The organism is Pseudomonas sp. EpS/L25 (assembly GCF_001512295.1).
Lineage (GTDB): Bacteria > Pseudomonadota > Gammaproteobacteria > Pseudomonadales > Pseudomonadaceae > Chryseomonas.
Map to the genome: position 1 here is coordinate 150,918 of NZ_LNUP01000002.1, position 19,631 is coordinate 170,548.

A 19,631-nucleotide genomic window follows, 5' to 3' on the forward strand; every position below is an offset into this window, starting at 1 on the left:
CCTAGAGCAACAGGTTCTGCAGGATGTCGAGGGTATCCGCCTCGGCCACCGGCTTGTCGTGGCGCCAGCGCAGCATGCGCGGGAAGCGCACGGCGACGCCGCTCTTGTGGCGCTTGGACAGGGCGATGCCCTCGAAGCCCAGCTCGAACACCAGGGTCGGCTCGACGCTGCGCACCGGGCCGAATTTCTCCACGGTGGTACGCCGGACGATGGCGTCGACCTTGCGCATCTCTTCGTCGGTCAGTCCCGAGTAGGCCTTGGCGAAGGGCACCAGGGTCCGCTCCGAGCTGCCCGGCGGGCCGTCCCACACCGCGAAGGTATAGTCGGAGTAGAGGCTGGCGCGCCGGCCATGGCCGCGCTGGGCATAGATGAGCACCGCGTCCACCGAGAACGGATCGACCTTCCATTTCCACCAGGTGCCCATGTCCTTGGTCCGGCCGACGCCATAGAGCGAGTCCTGCGCCTTGAGCATCATGCCTTCCACGCCCAGGGTGCGCGAAGCCTCGCGCTGGCGGGCGAGCTCCTGCCAATCGCGACCATGCAGCAGTGGCGAGGGCCGCAACAGGGGGCTGGCGCAGCCGGTCACCACCTGTTCCAGCTGGCGGCGGCGCTGCCGTTGAGGCTGGCTGCGCAGGTCCTGCCCCTGCCACTCCAGCAGGTCGTAGGCGAGCAGGATCACCGGTACGTCCTCAAGGATCTTCTTGCCCAGGGTCTTGCGGCCGATGCGCTGCTGCAGCAGGGCGAAGGGCTGGACGCCGAAGGGGATGGGCGCGGCCGGATCGCGTTGGTCCTGGTGTTCGCTGACTTCCTCGCTGCTGAGCAGGGTGTCGGGGGCGGCGTCTTCCTTCCAGACCACGATCTCGCCATCGATCACGGCCCCGTCGGGCAACAGCGCCGCCAGCGGGTGCAGTTCGGGAAAGCGGTCGGTGATCAGGTCCTCGCCCCGCGACCAGAGCCACAGGCGGCCATCACGCTTGACCAACTGGGCGCGGATGCCGTCCCACTTCCATTCCACCTGCCAGTCTTCGGCCGGGCCGAGTTGCGCCTCGAATTGCTCCACCGGCAGTTGCAGCGCGTGGGCGAGAAAGAAGGGGTAGGGCTGGCCGCCGCGCTGGGCATGTTCGTCCGGACTCTCCGCGGCGACCAGGCGGCCATAGCCCTCGGCGGTGGGGCGGTGGGAGAGGTCGGTATAGCCCACCAGGCGCTGGGCAACGCGTTTGGGATCGAGCTCGGCCAGGGTGGCCAGGGCGCGGGTCACCAGCAGCTTGGAGACACCGACGCGGAATTCGCCGGTGATCAGCTTGATGCAGACCATCAGGCTCTGCCGATCCAGTTGCGCCCAGAGCGGCGGCAGGCGTTCGGCCAGTTCCTCCGGTGGCAGGCCGCGCAGTGGCAACAGGTATTCCTCCAGCCAGAAGGCGAGCCCCTCGGCATTGGCGGCATCGGCAGTGGGAATCAGCAGCGACATGGTCTCGGCCAGGTCGCCCACCGCCTGGTAGCTCTCCTCGAACAGCCACTCGGGCAGGCCGGAGAGGGCCATGGTCAATTCGCGCAATTGGCGGGTCGGCACCAGGCGGCGCGGGCGCCCGCCAGCGAGGAAGTACACCGCCCAGGCCGCGTCCGCGGTCGGTGCGCTGCCGAAGTAGTCCACCAGGGCGGCCAGCTTGGCGTTGCTGGAAGTGGTGGCGTCGAGACGGCCATAGAGTTCGGCGAAGGCCTTCATGCCTGGGCCTCCGCGGTAACCAGCGTATCGTCTTCCTCGCCGTATTCGGTGGTGAAGCCCTGGGCATCCAGCCCCTGGTCACGCAGGTAGCGCACCAGGATGGCGACCGAGCCGTGGGTCACCATCACCCGCTCGGCGCCGGTCTGTTCGATGGCCCACAGCAGCCCGGGCCAGTCGGCGTGGTCGGAGAGCACGAAGCCGCGATCCACCCCGCGCCGCCGGCGCGTGCCGCGCAGCATCATCCAGCCGCTGGCGAAGGCATCGCTGTGTTCGCCGAAGCGGCGGATCCAGGTGCTGCCGCCGGCCGAGGGTGGGGCGATGATCAGCGCCTGGCGCAGCGTGGGGTCGCTCTTCTTGAAGTCGCCGGCGTAGTGGGTTTCCGGGATGCGGATGCCGGCTTCGCGGTAGACCCGATTCAGGGGCTCCACCGCGCCATGGGCGAGGATGGGACCGATCTCTGGATCCAGGCCGTGCAGGAGCCGTTGCGCCTTGCCGAAGGCATAGCTGTAGAGCACGCTGGCCAGCCCCTGGGCCTGGTTGGCGCGCCACCAGGCATTGACCTCGGCGAAGATCTCCGCCTGGGGGCGCCAGCGATAGATCGGCAGGCCGAAGGTGGATTCGGTGATGAAGGTGTGGCAGCGCACCGGCTCGAAGGGGGCGCAGGTGCCATCGGGTTCGACCTTGTAGTCACCCGAGGCTACCCAGACCTCGCCGCGGTATTCCAGGCGCACCTGGGCCGAGCCCAGCACGTGGCCGGCCGGGTGGAAGCTCAGCTTGACCCCATGGTGGTCGATGACCTCGCCGTACTCCAGGGTCTGGAGGTTGATGTCGGCACCCAGCCGGGCGCGCAGGATGCCGGCGCTGCCCGACGTAGCCAGGTAATGACCGTTGCCCACCCGGGCGTGATCGCCATGACCATGGGTAATGACAGCGCGCTCCACGGGATGCCAGGGATCCAGGTAGAAGTCGCCTGGCGGGCAATAGAGGCCATCGGGGCGGGCGATGACAAGATCCATGGGCGAACGTCCTCGGCGAGTTATGGGGAAATTGGCGCCAAATTACCGTCCTTTTCAGGGCTTCATGGCAGAAGGCGGCAAATAGCTGACGAATAACCCGGTCGTGATAGTGCTTTGATATCGGAACTGGGTCACAATTTGGTTGTGAAGTGAAACGGTTATTCCCGTTCCGGGTGATAGCGGTTTTCGGTGTCGTCTGTTTGGACCGGTGGCGTAAAGGCCCGGTTCGTTCGACGTGGGACTGCCAGGCGGCAAGGATTTTTCTGGAGCGAACATGGACGGTGTCGAGTCGACCTGCGCCAAGGATGGAGCCTTCCAGCGGCTGTGGTATGGCTGCGCCGGACGCACGGCCTATCTGGTGCTGATTACCCGGATACTCCAGGCGCTGGTGGTAATCGGCGTGGGTGCCTTCTGCTATCCCGTCGGCGAGCATTGGAAGGCCCACGGCCTGCTGGTGCTGCTGGTGCTGGCGGTATTCCAGGCTGCCGGGCTGTACAGCGATCTGTTGTTCAGCAACCTGCTGCGCTTCCGGCGACTGACGCTGGCCTGGCTGACCGCCTTCGTACTCTGCCTGTTCGTGCTGCAGCAGATACATCCCTTTTCCCTGGAGGAACAGCGCGAGCCGCTGCTGAAGTGGTTCTTCGGCGCCCTGCTGGCGCTCCTGCTGATGCGGCTGCTGATCCTTTCCTCCTACAACTGGCTCGCCCAGCGCGGCTTCTACCTGCAGCGCGCGGTGATCCTCGGTGCCACGGAAAATGGCCTGCGCCTGGCCAACCACCTGTTGGTCCGCCAGGACTTCCGCTGCGGGCTGGTGGGCATCGTCGACGATCGCTCGGTGAACCGCCTGCCCGAGCACCTGGCCGGATTGCCCTGGCTGGGCGGTACCCGAGACCTGCGCGTCCTCATCGAGGAGCTACGGCTGGATACGGTGTTCATCGCCCTGCCATGGACCGCGGAGCGCCGGATCGACCAGGTAACCCGGGTGCTCAAGCGCCTGCCGGTGAACGTGCTGCTGGTGCCGGACCTGGTAGCGCTGCGCTACGCCCAGTCCCCTCTCGCGGAGGTCGCCGGCGTGCATCTCTTCCGGGTTTCGCGACAGGCGCTGAGCGGCTGGGCGCCGCTGTTCAAGCGCTGCGAGGACCTGCTGCTGACAGGCCTGGTGCTGCCCGTCCTGGCTCTGCCCATGCTGCTGATCGCCCTCGCCATCAAGCTGGATTCGCCGGGCCCGATCCTCTTTCGCCAGAAGCGCTATGGCTACAACGACCGCCTCATCGAGGTCTGGAAGTTCCGCACCATGTTCGCCTGCCAGGCCGACCGGGATGCCGCGCGCCAGACCACCCAGGACGATCCGCGGGTGACGCGGGTGGGCCGCTGGCTGCGGCGGTTGAGCCTCGACGAGTTGCCGCAGCTGCTCAACGTGCTGGGCGGCAGCATGTCGCTGGTCGGGCCGCGCCCCCATGCCACGGCGACCCAGGCAGCCGGCCTCAGGTTCGAGGAGGCGGTCATGGAGTATTCGGCCCGCCACCGGGTGAAGCCCGGCATGACCGGCTGGGCGCAGGTCAACGGGCTGCGTGGCGAAACCGACACCCTGGACAAGATCGAGCGTCGCATCGAGTACGACCTGCGCTACATCGAGGAATGGTCGCTCTGGCTGGACCTGTACATCCTCTGCCGCACGCCGTTCTCGCTGCTCTGGAGCCGAACGGCCTATTAAGCCAACCCTCAGCCCCGCCACCCCATTATCCGGATCGTTGTTTCATCGTCGTATCGCACTGGAGTGCCTTGATGAAGACCGCGCTGATCATTCCGACTCGCAATGCCGAGCGTTATCTCGACCGCCTGTTGCCGGCCCTGGCCGCCCAGACCCTGCAACCCGACGAATTGCTGGTGGTCGATACCCAGTCCCAGGACGCCACGGCGGAGCGCTTCCGCGCCTTCGGCGCGCGCGTCGAGGTGATCCAGCCGCAGCAGTTCAACCATGGCGGTACGCGGCGCTGGGCCAGCCGGCAGGTGGATGCCGAGGTGCTGATCTTCCTCACCCAGGACGCCATTCCCGCCGACCCGGACTGCCTGGCCAATCTGCGCGACGGGCTGTTCGCCGCGCCGGACATCGGCGTCGCCTACGGCCGCCAGTTGCCGCACCTTGACGCCGGCATCCTCGGCGCCCAGGCGCGGGCCTTCAACTACCCGGTCGAGAGCCGCATCAAGCGCCTCAGCGATGCGCCCCAGCTCAAGGTCAAGACCTGCTTCAGCTCCAACTCCTTTTCCGCCTATCGCCGCAGTGCGCTCAAGGATGCCGGCGGTTTTCCCACCGACGTGATCGGCAGCGAGGACGCCTATACCGCGGCGCGCATGCTGCTGCGTGGCTGGGCGGTGCACTACGTGGCCGAGGCCCAGGTGCGGCATTCCCACGACTACCGGCTGCTGGAGGAATTCCGCCGCTACTTCGACATCGGCGTCTTCTACGGTCGCGAAGACTGGATCGCCTCCGCCTTCGGCGGGGCGGCGGGCGAGGGGCGGCGCTTCGTCGAGGCGGAGATCCGCGCCCTGCGCGCCGCCGGCAAGCCCTGGCGGATTCCCGAGGTCCTGCTGCGCAGCGCCTGCAAGCTGCTCGGCTATCGCCTCGGCCATCGGGAGCGGCTGCTGCCCAATGCGCTGAAGCGGCGCATCAGCATGTTTTCCACCTACTGGGCCTGATCCCTATGAAGCGTCGTTTCCTCCGCGGCCTGTTGCTCGGGCCTCTGCTCCTGCTGCTGGGCGCCTGCGGCACCCCGGCCAAGATCGGCCTGCCCGATGCCCGCACCCTGGAGGCGGGGCATGCCGCCTATGCGCAACTCGCCCTGCAGCCGACGCCGCCGGTGCTGGTGCAGCCGGGCGATACCCTGCGCATCTCCCGCGACGCCCGCAGTCCGGCGGAGGAGGATCGCCAGACGCTGTTCGTGGTGCAACCCGATGGCTACATCCACTATCCCTATGTCGGTCGCCTGGCGGTGGCCGGACTGACCCCGGACCAGGTGTCCCAGCGGCTGACCGCGGCGGGCACCCAGCTCTACCGCGAACCCCGGGTCACGGTGAACATCGCCGTGGCGCCGAGCAACCGCATCTTCGTCGGGGGCGAGGTGCACAATCCCTCGGTCTACGAACTCAATGGCCAGGCTTCGGTGGAACAGGCCCTGATCGGCGCCGGCGGCCTGTTGCCCAGCGCTGACAGCGGCAACATCGCCCTGGTCCGGCGGGACGCCAGCGGGCACTACCAGCGCTACTTCTTCGCCTTCAGCGACCTGCTCAGCGGCAACCTGCCGCCGGTAGCGCTGCAGCGGGGCGATCTGATCTTCGTGCCCAAGTCGGGTATCGGCAACGCGGTGGAGGCGGTGGACATGTACTTCACCCGCCTGATTCCCATCAACAAGGGCATCGGCGTGGGCCTCAACTACGACCTCAACCAGAGCGACGTCAGCAACAGCGGCAACACCAACATCCGTACGGTGTGCAGTGCCGGAGCGAATTGCCAATGATCGAGATCCGTTCCCTGCGCGATCTGTTGCGCCTGTTCTTCATCTTCCGACGCGAATTCCGCCTGGCCTTCTTCGTCACCGTGGTGGTGGCCATCCTCGGCGCCTTCCTGCTGCCGCGGCAGTACGAATCCACCGCTCGCCTGCTGGTCAAGCCGGGTCTGAACAATACCTTGCCGATCGAGGCCAGCGACCGGCAGACGCTGGTGGCGCCCAGCACCCAGCGCGATCCCATCCTCGACGAGGAGCAGCTCTTCACCGGCCGGCCGATCGCGCTCAGGGTGGCCGAGAGCTATCTGCAGCTGAGTGCCGGCGCCCGGCCCGATGGCCTGTGGAAGACCATCAAGTGGCAGTTCAAGCAGGCCCTCAACGCGGTAAAGGACGGCCTGCGCGTGGTCCTGCAGAGCCTCGGGCTGGCCGAGGCGCAGAGCCCCGCGGAGCGTCTGGCGGGCGAATTGATCAAGCGCCTGAGCGTCACCCACGAGCCGGGCTCCTCGGTGATGGTCGCCAGCCTACGCTGGGACGATCCGGCGGTGGCGCAGCGGCTGGTCCAGGTATGGGTGGATGCCTACCTGGAATCCCGGACGACGAGTCTGGAGCGCAAGAGCCTCTATGCCTTCTATCAGGAGCAGGCCACCAGCACCGGACGCCGGGTGGAGCAACTCAAGGTGCAACTCGCCGGCTACCTGGGGCGGATCGGCAGCAGCAGCGTGCAGGACTACCTGCATGACCAGAGCAACGCCCTGCAGCGCATGACCGCGGAGCGTTTCCAGACCAGTGCCGAGATCGCCAGTCTCACGACCTCCCTGAACAGCGCCCGGCAGCAGATCGCCGCCCTGCCGCAGCAGGTGATCACCGAGGAATCCAGCACGCTCAACCCGGATCGCCTGGACCTGCAGCGGCAGCTCAATGGCCTGATCGTCGAGCGCGAGCGCCTGCTGCGGGTGTTCCTGCCGGGTACCGAGCCGCTCAAGCAGATCGACCAGAACATCGCCGAGCTCCGGCAGCAGGTGAACCAGCAGGCGGAGCACGTCAAGAGCAGCACCAACCGGGCACCCAACAGCATCGTGGTCAATCTCAGGCAGCAACTGGCCGACGGCACCGTGCGCCTGGCCAGCCTCAAGGCCCAGCTGGCCCAGCAGGACCTGCAGATCAACGGCGTGCGTGCCGAGCTGGAGAAGGTGATGGCCGAGGAGCCGGAGATCAGCCGGGTCATGCGCGAACTGCAGGTCGCCCAGCAGAATTTCCTGCTCTACGCCGACAACCTGGAAAAGGCACGGATCGACCGGGCGCTGGACAGCAGCCGCATCAGCAACATCGCCATCATCGAGCAGCCAACCTTCAATCCCAGCCGGGTGTTTCCCAAGAGTCTGCTGATCATCCTGCTGTGCATCCCGGCGGGCCTCGCGGTCGGCCTGTTGGTGATCTACCTGTGCTACCTGCTCGATCAGCGCATCCACGATGGCGGGCGGTTGCAAGCCCGTTTCGGGGTACCGCTGTGGACCACGCTGCAGGAGCTGGATGATCCACGGCGCGACGACCCGGCCTTCACCGCCAGTCTCTATCGGCTGCTGAGTCAACTGCCGCTGGAGCGGATCCGCGAGCAGGGGCTCAGGCTCGGGCTGACCTCGGCGCGGCATGGCGAAGGTTGCAGCTTCGTCGCCGAGCGGCTGGCCGCCCTGCTGCGTGACCAGGGCTTCAGCGTTCGCCTGCTCGACAGTGCCCAGGACGCGCCGCCGGAAGTCGTGGCGCCGCAGCCGGGCGAGGTCGTGCTGCTGGTGGCCTCGGCCCTCGCCGCCAACAGCCAGGCCTTCCTCTATCTGCACCAGGCCGATCTCATCGCCCTGGTGGTGCGGGCGCGCTCGGGTACCGTGCCGATGCTGGAAAGCACCCTGGCGATGCTCGACACCGCCTTCAAGCGCACCGACGGCATCATCGTCAACTTCCGCCGCTTCGAGGTACCGTCGCGGCTCCTCGATTTCCTGCACCGGACCCGGGGGTAAGCATGCGAATAGCGCTATTGGCACCCCTCCCGCAGGAGCGCAACGGCATCGCCGACTATGCCGTGCATTTCCGGCGGGCCCTGGAGGAGGAGGGGATGGAGGTGCTCATCCCGCTGCGCCATCCCGAGCAGGGCGGCCGCCCCGCGCGGCGGCTGACCGATTTCGACTGGCTCAGCGTGGACGTGGTCCATGCCGAGCTGGGCGGCGGCCGGGTACGGGAGTACGAGACCCTGCTGCGGTTGCGCCAGCGCTATCCGCGGCTGCCCATCACCGTCACCGTGCACGATCCGGAGCGCCTGGTGTGGCGGCGCCGGCAACAGCCCTGGCCGCTGAGCCTGCTCATGCAGCAGCGCTCGCCCTGGCCACAGGTGGCCACCGTCCTGGGCGATCCCTTCACCCTACGCGAGGAGCGGGCGCTGGCGGCGAGTCTGACGCAACTGGTGACCCTCACCGAGACCGGCGCCGAGGCGCTGCGTCGCCGTCTACGCCTGGTGCCGGCCAAGGTCTCCGCTGTACCCCATGGCAACGCCTCGCTGCCCTGGGCCCCGTTGCCACCCCGCGAGCCCCTGCGACTGCTCTACTTCGGCTTCATCTATCGCGGCAAGGGCATCGAGGATCTGCTGGACGCCTTCGCCACGCTGCTGACCCAGCGCCCCGACTGGCGTGGTCGCATCCGTCTCACCCTGGCCGGGGGAACCGCGCCGGAGATCACCTTCGCTGCCCAGAGCGATTACCTGGGTGAGCTGCGTGAGCGCGCCAGTCGCCGCGGCCTGGACGACTGCCTGGACTGGCAGCTGGACGTTCCGCAGGAGGCCATCGCCCCGACCATCCAGGCCCATCATCTGCTGGTGCTGCCCTACCGGGAGTCGCGCAAGCTGGCGATCCTCGGCGCCCAGCGGGGCACCAGCGGGGTACTGTCCTGGGCCCTGGCTTGCGGCCGGGGGGTGATCGCCTCCGACGCCCGCGCCTTCGCCGAGGAGCTGTCCCATGGCAACGGCGTCACCTATCCCCAGGGCGACGTGGCCGCCCTGACGCGGCGCCTGTGCGAGTTGGTCGACCAGCCCGCCTGCCTGGACGCCTGGGCGGAGCGGGCCGCGCGACTGGGTCATGAGCGCCAGTGGCGGATCACCGCCCAGCGTTTCCGTCAGGTATTCGAGCAGGCCAGCCGAGGGCATACCGATGCGCGTCATTAGAAAGGGCGGCTTGGCGGCCGCCTGCGTGCTCGCGCTACTCGGCGCCACCCAGGGGCTGGCCGAGCAACGGCTACAGGGGCCGCGGCCGGTGGTCTGGCGGGATTTCCTCGGCGTCAACGCGCACTTTCTCTGGTTCAGCCCGGAGCAGTACCAGCGGCAGATGGACCGTCTGCAAGACCTCGGCCTGGAATGGACTCGCGTCGACCTGCACTGGGACATCATGGAGCCGGAGCAGGGCCGCCTGCGCACCGCGGAGCTGGATCAACTGACCCAGGTCATGAGCGCCCGCCAGCTGAAGACGGAAATGTACCTGGTAGGCAGCCCGGACTTCGCCAGCAGCGGTCCGTTCGGCATCGCCAATCGCGGCGCCTATCCCCCCCGGGACCCGGCGCTCTATGCCGCGAGCCTGGTGAAGTTCGCCCAGCGCTATCCCTCGGTGCAGGCCTGGCAGGTGTGGAACGAGCCCAACCTGCCCAGCTTCTGGCAACCCTTCGAAGATCCGGAACGCTACGCCCGACTGCTGCAGGTCAGTGCCGCCGCGCTGCGTGCCGAGGCGCCTGGCCGCCAGGTGGTGATGGGGGGCATGGCCTACTACAGTCAGATGCCGATACGGGGTGGCCTGATGCTCGAGGCCCTGGGCAAGCTCGGGGTGGCCCAGCTGGGCACGGTCATCGCCTACCACCCGTACTCGCAGTACCCCGAAGGCGACGATCCCAAGGCTCGCGACTTCGTCGAGCGTGCCCAGTTGCTCAATGCCCGGTTGCGCGCCATCCAGCCGCCGGCGATCTGGGCGGACGAGTGGGGCTGGTCGAGCTATCCCGGGCCCAAGGAAGAGCAGGACATCATCGGCGAACAGGGGCAGGCGGACTTCGTCCTGCGCCGCCTGGCGTTGATGAGCGCCCTGGACTACGACCGTATCTTCCTCTTCGCCCTGAGCGACCTGGACAGCCGCGCCAGCGTCCGTGACCAGCACTACGGCCTGCTGCGTCTGGATGGCAGTCCCAAGCCGGTGTACCAGGCCCTGCAGCGGTTCCTGACCCTCACCGGTCCGCGCCTGCTGCCCGAGACGCCGCCTGTCCTGGTCGGGGCGCCCGATGACCTCTACAGCATCGCCTGGCGCCGCGACGACGGCAGCCGGATCTGGCTGTTCTGGTCGGCCGGGCAGGAGCGAGTCCATCTGCCGGGAATCACCCAGGCGACGCTGCACGATCCCCTGACTGGCGAAAGCCGCGAGCTGAGCGGGGCCGACGGCGTCGACGTCCAGGCCAAGGGCAGTTTGCAGCTGCTGACGTGGAAATGAGGCTGCCATGACCTTCGCCTGCCGCGAGTTACGCCTTCTCTGGGTACTGCCCTATCTGCCCTGGCCGCTATCCAGTGGCGGCAAGACCCGCGTCTACCATCTACTGCGGGCCCTGGCCCAGCGCGGGCATCGCATCACCCTGCTGGCGCAGAGCAAGACACCGCCAGACGCCACGGCCCGCGCCGCCCTCGAACCCTGGCTGGAGCGCCTGGTGATCCTGCCGCGGCGCCCCTTGCGCCATCCGCAGACGCTGGCCGCCATCCTGTTTTCGTCCTGTCCGCTCTTGGCGAGCGTCAATGGCTTCTCCACGGCCACCCGGAAGACCTTCGGCGAGTTGCTGGAACAGTCGTGGGATCTCGTCCACATCGATCATAGCTACAGCTGCGAGCCTTATCTGCCGCTGCTCGATAGCCGCGCCCAGCCCTGGGTGCTCATGGAGCACAACCTGGAATCCGCCCTGGGCGGGGCCACCTACGGCCAGCTGCCGCGGGCACTCGCCGGCTTCGTGCACTACGACCAGTGGCGCTACCGGCGTTGGGAACGCCGCGTACTGGGCGCCGCCGACCAGGTGGTGGCGGTGACCGACGACGATGCGCGGTTGCTGGCGCAGGTGACCGGGCGTTCGGTACCGGTGGTGGTCAATGCCGTGGACAGCGCCCGCTTCGCCAGCGTGAGTCCCGATTTCGGCAGCCAGCGCCTGCTCTTCGTCGGCAACTTCGAGTACGCCCCCAATCTGGATGCGGTGGAGTGGGCGGTGCGCGAGATCATGCCGCGGCTCTGGCAGCGCTTTCCGCAGGCGCGCCTGCAGATCTGCGGTCATGCCATGCCCGAACACTGGCCGCAGACCTTCAGCGATCTGCGCCTGGAGTGGTCCGGCTTCGTCCCCGACCTGCGCGATGCCCAGGGGCAGGCGGCGATCTTCCTGGCGCCGTTGCGCCAGGGTGGTGGTTCCAAGCTCAAGGTGATCGAGGCCCTGGCCGCGGGGCTGGCGGTGGTCAGTACTCGGCAGGGCGCCTCTGGTCTCGGGGTTCAGCCGGGACGGGAGCTGCTGCTGGCGGACGACGCGGCCGGCCTGGCCGCGGCCCTGGCGGACCTGCTCGACCAGCCGAACAGAGCGGCGGCCCTGGGTGAGGCCGGACGGACCTATGCCCGTGCCCGGCACGACTGGCAAACCGCGGCCACCCAGCTGGAAACCGTCTATGCGGACGTCCTGACGCAATGGGAGAAGGCAAGGTGCTCGTAGGTCTGGATTATCGTCCGGCGCTGATCGCGCCCCATTCCGGCATCGGCCGCCAGGTCCGGGCGCTGGAAACCTACCTGGAGCAGTTGCCGGGCGTGGCGGTGCGCCGCTTCGGTTGCCTGCCGGTGGGTTATCCCCTGCGCGGTCAGGTGGAGACACCGGTCCAGGACATGCCCCTGCTCGGTCAGCACCGACCGCGGCAGCGCCTGGTCTTCGAGGCGGGCTTTCTGCCCGGACGCCTGCGGCAGCTCAAACCCGATGTCTACATCGCGACCGCCAACATGGGACTGCCGTTGGGGCGCGTACCCGGTGTGCGCCAGGTAGTGCTGATCCATGATCTCTTCCAGTTGACCCAGGTCAATCGCCACGCCTCGGCCTGGCGCGCCAAGGCCTATCGCCTGATCGACCGGTCTTCCATCGCCTATTCACTGGCTAGGGCGACCCGCATCTGGACCCCTTCGGCCTTCACCGCGGCAGACGTCGCCGCGCTTTTTCCACGGGTTAGCCAACGAATCCGACTGCTGCCCAATCTGGTCGAACTGTCCTCGGAGCCCGCTGCAGACGTACCCGGGCTGGTGCCGGGCTACTGGCTGGCGGTGGGCACCCGGGAGCCGCGCAAGAACATCGCCCGGCTGGTGGCGGCCTGGCAGGCGGCGCGCGCCGTCGCCGCCGTGCCGGACCTGGTACTGCTCGGCCAGGCGGTCGACCTGCCGCCCGAACTGCGCGGGCTGCCCGGACTGATCTGCCTGGACGGCCTCGACGAAGGCCAGCTCAAGGGCCTCTACCGCAACGCCGATCGCCTATGGCAACCTTCCTACGCCGAGGGCTTCGGCCTGCCGGTGGTGGAAGCCCTGGCCATGGGCACGCCGGTGGCCTGCGCCTGGGGCTCGTCGCTGGACGAAGTGACGCCGCCCTGGGCACCGCGCTTCGATGCCTTCGACGTACCGGCCCTGAGCCGCCTGATGGTGGAGCTGGCTACGCCGGCGCCCCGTGACGAGCAGGGGCCGGCCTGGTTCGCGCGCTTCGCCGGTCCGGCCTACGCCGCACGCCTGGCCGAGGCGCTGCAGGAATTGCTGCAGTGAGTCGGCTCGGCACCCTGGTCGCCCTGGTCTTCGGCGTGTTGTTCGGCGCCTTGCTGTGTTTCTTGCCGGTGGCCAAGGTCGTCATCGTCGCCGCCGGGTTCGTCCTGCTGCTGGTGCTGTTGCAGCACCCCTTGCTGGGGCTGCTGCTGTTCGCCGTGACGGCCACCGCGATCCCCTACACCACGGTGGAAGTGGGGGTGCGCACCACGGTGAGCGAGGCGCTGTTGGGCATGACCTGGCTCGGGGTGGCGTGGCAGGCCTTTCTCGGCCGCTACGACCGGCAGTGGCGCTGGCTGTCGACCGAGCGGGCCCTGCTGGCGCTGATGCTGTTCAGTGCCGTGTCCTTCGTGGTGGGGCAGGTGATCATCGCCGCCCCCGGCAGCGGGCCGGTCAACTGGGTGCGCTGGCTGCTGAATCTGTCGGTGCTGTTCCTGGTGCCCCTGCTGCTGCCCGACGAGCGCGCCCGCGATCGGCTGCTGGTGGCCCTGTTGCTGGGCAACCTGCTGATGCTGGTGGTCTCCATCGGCTACTTCCTCAAGGATCGCAACGCCATGGGCATGCTGCCGCTGCTCACCTCCCTGAAGTACGCCCATCCCGAGGCGGTCAAGGACATCTTCTCCGGCAACTACACGCGCATGGCCTCGCCCTGGGTCCATCCCAACCTCACCGGCGGCGCCCTGGCGCTGTTCATTCCCCTGGCACTGTTCTATGGCTGGACGCAGGCTGGCTGGCGGCGCTGGCTGGGCTTCGCCGTGGCACTGCTGGGCTGCGCCGGCCTGCTGCTGAGCATCTCGCGAGGCGCCATCCTGGCCCTGGCGCTGGTGTTGCTCTGGCTGAGCTCGCGCAAGGTGCCCTACAGCGGTCGCATCATCGGCCTGGCGATCCTGGTCGGCGTGCTGTTGGTGGCCGCCTATCCGCCGCTGCAGGAGCGGCTGGCGACCATGTTCTCCGCGACCAACGCCAGTACCGAGGTGCGGATGGATGAATACACCCATTTCCCCGAGGTCATGACCCGTTATCCGCTGGGCATCGGCTTCAAGGTCGACCCGCCGGTGCCGGGCAGCGGCCTGCTGGGCATCTCCAACCTCTGGCTCAACTTCATCTACAAGATGGGCATTCCCGGCATGCTGCTGTTCGTCTTGGTGACCCTGCGCTGGTGGCACGAGTGCCGGCCGCGCGGGCCCATCCCCCAGGTCACCCGGGACAATGCCCTCTGGCTGGGCAGCAGTTGCGGGGTGGCGGCGGCCCTGCTCACCGGCCTCTTCGATCACTATTTCAGCTTCACCAACGTGCTGATCGCGCTGTTCTGGCTGCTGCTCGCCCTGAGCCTGCAGCAGGCCCGCGCCCATCCGGAATTCGCCGGCCCCGAAACCCCGCCACGGACGACCCCACCATGAAGCATCGTGTTGCCATACCCCTGGATCTGCGTGCCGAGCTGGCGCAGGAAGCCCGCGCGCTGGGCGTGGACGAAGCCCAGCTGGCCGAGGCGCTGGCGTGGATGCTGGCGAACGACGTGGCCTTCGAAGAAGGCGAGGGCCAGGCCCGTCGCTACTCGATCTGCTCGGTGGACATCGAGCCACGCATCACCCATCCCCTGGCGCAACGCTGGTTCGCGCGCCTCAAGCGTCTGGTGCCCGCCAGTTTCGTGCCGCTCTATGGCTACAATCTGGCTACCCTGCGTGATCGCGGCCTGCGGGTCTGGGAGCAGCTCTACAACATCTTCATCAACAAGATTCCCAGCCACACGGTGCGCCTGGCCTGGCTGCGCCTGGGTGGTGCCAGGATCGGCAAGGGTTCCTCGATCTGGCGCAATACCGAGGTGCTCGGCATCGAGAACCTGCGCATGGGCGCGGACAGTGTCATCGCCTGGCACTGCCAGGTGGACGCTCGCGCCGGGCTGATCATCGGCGACCACGTCGCCATCGCTTCCCATGTGCTGATCATCGCCGGCAGCCACGACCTGGCCGCGCCGGAGTTCTGGTCGGTGTCGGCGCCCATTCGCATCGACGACTATGCCTGGATCGCTTCCCGTGCCCTGGTCGGCCATGGCTCCCACATCGGCCGTGGCGCCGTGGTCACCGCCAATACCGTTGTGGCCAAGGTGGTGCCGCCCTACAAGATCGTCGGCGGCAGCGGCGCCAAGGTGATGGGGGAGCGGCCCCATGAACTGAATTATCGGGTGGGTGGCAAGGGGCTGTTCACCTTCCTGCATTGAGGATCGCCATGTTCGGCTCCACGCTCTGGTTGACGCTGGCCACCCTGGCCGGGCTGGTCCTGGGTTTCGCCCGGGAGTGGCTGCTGGTGCACGCCTGGGGCGCGGGCCTGACCAGCGACGCCTTCCTGGTCGCCCTGTTCCTGCCCGAGGCGCTGCGCACCGCCCTGGCGGCGGGACTGCTGAGCAACGCCGCTTTGCCGCTCTATCAGCAGCGCCTCGGGGCCGACCGCGCGCGGTGGCTGGCGGCCCTGGCCCCGAGCATGCTGTTGCTGGGCGCTGGGCTGGCCCTGCTGCTGACCCTGGGCGCCGGCGCCTGGACCGGCGTGGTGGGCGCCGGTCTCAGCGAGACGGGGGGGGAACTGGCCGCCGAGGCGCTGAAGATCCTCGCCTGGTGCCTCCCGGGACTGCTGCTGCATGGCCTGTTCGGCGTGGCGGCGCTCACCCGCGAGCGCTACCTCCTCACCGGTTGCGGCTCGCTGCTGTTCAACCTGCCGCCGGTGGCCTGCCTGCTGCTGCGCGGCAGTGCCGTCTCGGTCGAGGAGCTGGCTTGGAGCTGCGTGGCCGGCAGTCTGCTGATGCCGCTGTCGCTGCTGCCCACGGCCTGGCGCGAAGGCTGGCGGCCCTGGCGCTGGCCGGATCCCGGTGCCGTCGGTCGCGAGCTGGCGACACGCCTGGGGCCATTGCTGGCCAGCGCCCTGGCCAGCAATGGCCTGGCGCTGTTGGAGCGGATGGTGGCGTCCTGGCTGGGGGAAGGCGTGGTGACCTGGGTCAACCTGGCGCGCAAGCTCATCAACCTGCCGCTGGTGGCCCTGATGAGCCTCAACCAGATTCTCATGGCGCTGATGAGCGGCCGTGTCTGGGATGCGCGCCTGGCCCTGCTGCGGGTGGGGCTGCAGTGCGCCGTGCTGCTGACGGTGCCGGCCATGGTCGGCATCGTCACCACGGCGCCGGCGCTGGTGGCCCTGTTGCTGCCGACGCAGGCCGGCAGCGAACGCCTCGCCCTGTTGCTGGTGTGGTTTTCGGCGCCCCTGGCGGTGGGGGCCTGGAATGCCATGCTGGCCCGCTATGCCTATGCCGGCGGCGATACCCGCCTGCCGCTGCGCTGCGAGTTGGCGGGCAATCTGGTCAATGCCCTGGCGCTGCTGGTACTGCCCAGTGTCCTGGGCACGGTGGGCATCGCCGTGGCTGCCTTGTTCGGGCTGCTGACCACCACGGCCTGTCTGCTGCGGCGTCTCGAGCTGTTCGCCGAGGTCGCCTGGCGCGATCAGGGGCTGCTGGCCTTCTGCAGTTTCTGCGTGGCGCTGTTGCTGGGGGACTGGTGGCGCACCTTGCCCAGCCTGCCTCTGCTGGCGCTCGGCATCCTGGCCGGGGCGGTCCTGCTGGGCGCCCTGGCCTGGCGCTGGAAGCCCTGGCGCGCCTGAGAACCTGTTCACGATCCGCTGCGCGTCGGCCAAACCGCGTTGAAAATGGCCTGGGTCGCCAGCCCGGCCTGGGCGGCTCCGTCGCACTGCTCATTTACCACGCGTGAACCCGAGCGCGAGTCCGACCCGCTTCCTCAGCCCTTTGATTCGCTGGCGCTCACCCTGCGGGCCAGCCGTTGGCTGTTACTCCCGTTGGTCGTTGCGCCTGGTTTGGCTCTAGCTCGCGAGATCGTGAACAGGTTCTGAGGAATCAGGCGCTGGCCTGGTCGGCGAAGCTCAGCGCCTGCTGCAGCGCCGCCTGGCCCACCACCTCGCCGATCACCAGGATCGCCGGGCTCTTCAGCTGGAAGAGGGCGGCGTCCACCTGCAAGTCCTGCAGCGTCGAACGGCATTCGCGCTGGCTGGGCAGGGAGGCGTTCTCGATCATGGCCACCGGAGTGGTCAGCGCCAGGCCACCTTCCAACAGGCCCTGCTGGATTTCGACCAGGCGAGCGACGCCCATGTAGACCACCAGGGTGGTACCGGTCGCCGCCAGGGCGCTCCAGTTGGGCGCGCTGTCGTCCTGGGTGTGGGCGGTGACCAGGGTCACGCCGCGGGCCACGCCCCTCAGGGTCAGAGAGATGCCGCAAGCGGTGGCACCGGCGAGGCCGGCGGTGATGCCGTTGACGATCTCGCTGTGCACGCCACGGGCGGCCAGCCATTCGGCTTCCTCGCCGGCGCGGCCGAAGATGCAGGGATCACCGCCCTTGAGCCGGGCCACGCAGCGACCCTGGCGGGCGTAACGCAGCATCAGGCGATGGATGAAGGCCTGGGGCGTGGAACGGCAGCCGCCGCGCTTGCCCACGCGAATCACCCGGGCACCGGGGCAGTGTTCGAGGACAGCCGGATTGACCAGGTCGTCGATCATCACCACCTCGGCCTCGCCCAGGGCGCGCACGGCCTTGAGGGTGAGCAGCTCGGGATCGCCGGGGCCGGCGCCGATCAACCAGACTTTCCCGCTCATGGGGGTTACCTCTCGTGTTCAGGGGTGACTGTAACGCAAAAAAAAGGCGTCCCGCTGCATGCAGCTGGGACGCCTTTGTCCTGGAGCGCCTTTCCTCGCCGTTGAAGAAAGACCTATGTTGTCTGGGGGTTTGCAGGCTTCGTGCCAGTTGCCCGTGCGAGTCGAACCGCGGCTTCGCGTGCTGTGCGGGCAGCAAGATCGCCCCGTTTCGAGGCAAGGTGCCTCGAAACGGGGCGAATCCTCAGGCCACGGCGCCGGGGTGGCCGTGCTTCTCGTAGAGGAAGCTCAGCACCGCGTGGCGATAGCCGTTGTAGCGCGGATCGTCCACCAGGGTGATGCGATCCCGCGGCCGCGGCAGGTCGATGGTGAGGATCTCGCCGATGGTGGCCGCCGGGCCGTTGGTCATCATCACGATGCGATCCGAGAGCAGCACCGCCTCGTCCACGTCATGGGTGATCATCATGACGGTGTTGCGCAGTTCGCTCTGGATGCGCATCACCTCGTCCTGCAAATGCGCCCGAGTGAGGGCGTCCAGGGCGCCGAAGGGCTCGTCCAGCAGCAGCACCTTGGGCTCCATGGCCAGGGCGCGGGCGATGCCGACCCGCTGCTTCATGCCACCGGAAATCTCGCTGGGCCGCTTGTGCAGGGCATGGCTCATGTTGACCATTTCCAGGTTGTGCAGCGTCCAGGCCTGGCGCTCTGCCTTGCTCTTGGTGCCCTTGAACACCTTGTCCACCGCCAGGGCGACGTTCTCGTAGACCGTCAGCCAGGGCAGCAGCGAGTGGTTCTGGAACACCAGACTGCGCTCCGGGCCGGGACCGCGGACCTCGCGGTTCTCCAGCAGGATCGAGCCTGAGGTGGGTTCGATCAGGCCGGCGACGATGTTGAGCACCGTCGACTTGCCGCAGCCGGAGTGGCCGATGATGGAAATGTACTCGCCGCGTTCGATCTTGAGGTTGACGTCGCGCAGCACCGTGGAGGTCATGCCGTTGCGGGTGAAGCTCTTGTCGACCTGCTCGATGCTGAGATAAGGCTGGGCCATGGGGAATTCCTCTAGTTCGCGGTGCCGCGGGTGACCAGGCGGCCGATGAGGGCCACCAGCCGGTCGAGCAGGAAGCCGATGACGCCCACGTAGACCAGCGCCAGGATGATGTCGCTGATGCGCGAGGCGTTCCAGGCATCCCAGATGAAGAAGCCGATGCCCACGCCACCGATCAGCATCTCGGCGGCGATGATGGCCAGCCACGACAGACCGACGCCGATCCGCAGGCCGGAGAAGATGTAGGGCGCCGCCGCTGGCAGCATGATCTTCTGGAAGTATTCCCAGCCGTTCAGGCGCAGGACCCGTGCCACGTTGCGGTAATCCTCGGGGATGTTGCGGATGCCTACCGAGGTATTGATGATGATTGGCCAGATGGCGGTGATGAAGATGACGAACAGCGCCGAGGGGTGGCTGTCCTTGAAGCCGGCCAGGGACAGCGGCAGCCAGGCCAGCGGCGGCACGGTGCGCAGTACCTGGAACAGCGGGTCGAGGCCGCGCATGGCCCAGGCCCACTGGCCCACCAGCACGCCCAGGGCGATGCCGGCCACGGCGGCCATCAGGTAGCCGTAGGCGACGCGCTCGAGGCTGGCCAGCAGTTGCCAGGCCATGCCCACGTCGTTGCCGCCGTTGTCGTAGAAGGGCTGGGTGATCAGCTCCCAGGTGTCGCTGACCACCTGGCTCGGGGGCGGCAGGGCCGCACCGGGGCGACTGCACAACAGTTGCCAGACGATCAGCAGCACGGCGCCCACCACCAGCGGGGGCAGGCCGTTGCGCAGCACCTGCTGGCCGAAGCGACGCAGACGGGTGTGCGGGCGAAAGGTCGCGAGGGCCTTGGGCGGCCGGGTGTGGGCGTTCATGGGCGGCACTCCTAGGGGGATGGG

Annotated in this window: 16 protein-coding genes; 11 read left to right on the forward strand and 5 right to left on the reverse strand. The window is 68.0% G+C overall.

The window, feature by feature from the left end:
- Position 1: 1 nt before the first annotated feature.
- Positions 2-1,723 (reverse strand): ATP-dependent DNA ligase, encoded by a 1,722-nt coding sequence (locus AR540_RS01950; RefSeq protein WP_059226176.1) that lies wholly within the window; start codon positions 1,721-1,723, stop codon positions 2-4.
- Positions 1,720-2,739, reverse strand: coding sequence for a ligase-associated DNA damage response exonuclease (locus tag AR540_RS01955; protein WP_059226177.1), 1,020 nt, complete (start codon positions 2,737-2,739; stop codon positions 1,720-1,722). Before AR540_RS01955 ends, AR540_RS01950 begins: the two co-directional genes overlap by 4 nt.
- 274 nt (positions 2,740-3,013) lie before the next feature.
- Between AR540_RS01955 and AR540_RS01960 the strand changes: the two genes are divergently transcribed.
- The 11 genes from AR540_RS01960 to AR540_RS02010 all read left to right on the forward strand — a co-directional run bounded on the left by AR540_RS01960 (position 3,014) and on the right by AR540_RS02010 (position 16,705).
- Positions 3,014-4,453, forward strand: a complete 1,440-nt coding sequence (locus AR540_RS01960; protein ID WP_059226178.1) for an undecaprenyl-phosphate glucose phosphotransferase — start codon at positions 3,014-3,016, stop codon at positions 4,451-4,453.
- Positions 4,454-4,524: 71 nt separating this feature from the next.
- Positions 4,525-5,436: a glycosyltransferase family 2 protein gene (locus AR540_RS01965; RefSeq protein WP_059226179.1), complete on the forward strand. Its 912-nt coding sequence runs from the start codon at positions 4,525-4,527 to the stop codon at positions 5,434-5,436.
- A gap of 5 nt (positions 5,437-5,441) precedes the next feature.
- On the forward strand, positions 5,442-6,254 hold the full coding sequence (locus AR540_RS01970; RefSeq protein ID WP_059226180.1) for a polysaccharide biosynthesis/export family protein: 813 nt from the start codon (positions 5,442-5,444) through the stop codon (positions 6,252-6,254).
- Entirely contained in the window at positions 6,251-8,254 is a 2,004-nt protein-coding gene (locus tag AR540_RS01975) for a GumC family protein (protein ID WP_059226181.1), read from the forward strand. The genes AR540_RS01970 and AR540_RS01975 overlap by 4 nt, the downstream gene beginning before the upstream one ends.
- Before the next feature lie 2 nt (positions 8,255-8,256).
- Complete coding sequence (locus AR540_RS01980) at positions 8,257-9,447, forward strand: glycosyltransferase (protein ID WP_059226182.1); 1,191 nt, start codon at positions 8,257-8,259, stop codon at positions 9,445-9,447.
- Positions 9,434-10,747, forward strand: coding sequence for a hypothetical protein (locus AR540_RS01985; protein ID WP_059226183.1), 1,314 nt, complete (start codon positions 9,434-9,436; stop codon positions 10,745-10,747). Before AR540_RS01980 ends, AR540_RS01985 begins: the two co-directional genes overlap by 14 nt.
- A 7-nt stretch (positions 10,748-10,754) precedes the next feature.
- Positions 10,755-11,990, forward strand: coding sequence for a glycosyltransferase family 4 protein (locus AR540_RS01990; protein ID WP_059226184.1), 1,236 nt, complete (start codon positions 10,755-10,757; stop codon positions 11,988-11,990).
- Positions 11,981-13,069: a glycosyltransferase family 4 protein gene (locus AR540_RS01995; protein WP_059227902.1), complete on the forward strand. Its 1,089-nt coding sequence runs from the start codon at positions 11,981-11,983 to the stop codon at positions 13,067-13,069. The genes AR540_RS01990 and AR540_RS01995 overlap by 10 nt, the downstream gene beginning before the upstream one ends.
- On the forward strand, positions 13,066-14,466 hold the full coding sequence (locus tag AR540_RS02000) for an O-antigen ligase family protein (protein ID WP_236711993.1): 1,401 nt from the start codon (positions 13,066-13,068) through the stop codon (positions 14,464-14,466). Before AR540_RS01995 ends, AR540_RS02000 begins: the two co-directional genes overlap by 4 nt.
- On the forward strand, positions 14,463-15,284 hold the full coding sequence (locus tag AR540_RS02005) for an acyltransferase (RefSeq protein WP_059226185.1): 822 nt from the start codon (positions 14,463-14,465) through the stop codon (positions 15,282-15,284). Before AR540_RS02000 ends, AR540_RS02005 begins: the two co-directional genes overlap by 4 nt.
- Positions 15,285-15,292: 8 nt before the next feature.
- Complete coding sequence (locus tag AR540_RS02010; protein WP_059226186.1) at positions 15,293-16,705, forward strand: lipid II flippase MurJ; 1,413 nt, start codon at positions 15,293-15,295, stop codon at positions 16,703-16,705.
- Positions 16,706-16,955: 250 nt separating this feature from the next.
- Here AR540_RS02010 and cobA read toward each other — a convergent pair whose 3' ends face one another.
- The 3 genes from cobA to ntrB all read right to left on the reverse strand — a co-directional run bounded on the left by cobA (position 16,956) and on the right by ntrB (position 19,607).
- Positions 16,956-17,708 (reverse strand): uroporphyrinogen-III C-methyltransferase, encoded by a 753-nt coding sequence (cobA, locus tag AR540_RS02015; RefSeq protein WP_059226187.1) that lies wholly within the window; start codon positions 17,706-17,708, stop codon positions 16,956-16,958.
- A 241-nt stretch (positions 17,709-17,949) separates the two neighbouring features.
- Positions 17,950-18,750, reverse strand: coding sequence for an ABC transporter ATP-binding protein (locus AR540_RS02020; RefSeq protein WP_059226188.1), 801 nt, complete (start codon positions 18,748-18,750; stop codon positions 17,950-17,952).
- An 11-nt stretch (positions 18,751-18,761) separates the two neighbouring features.
- A complete protein-coding gene (gene ntrB, locus AR540_RS02025) occupies positions 18,762-19,607 on the reverse strand; it encodes a nitrate ABC transporter permease (RefSeq protein ID WP_059226189.1) in 846 nt (281 codons plus the stop codon).
- Between the last annotated feature and the right edge of the window lie 24 nt (positions 19,608-19,631).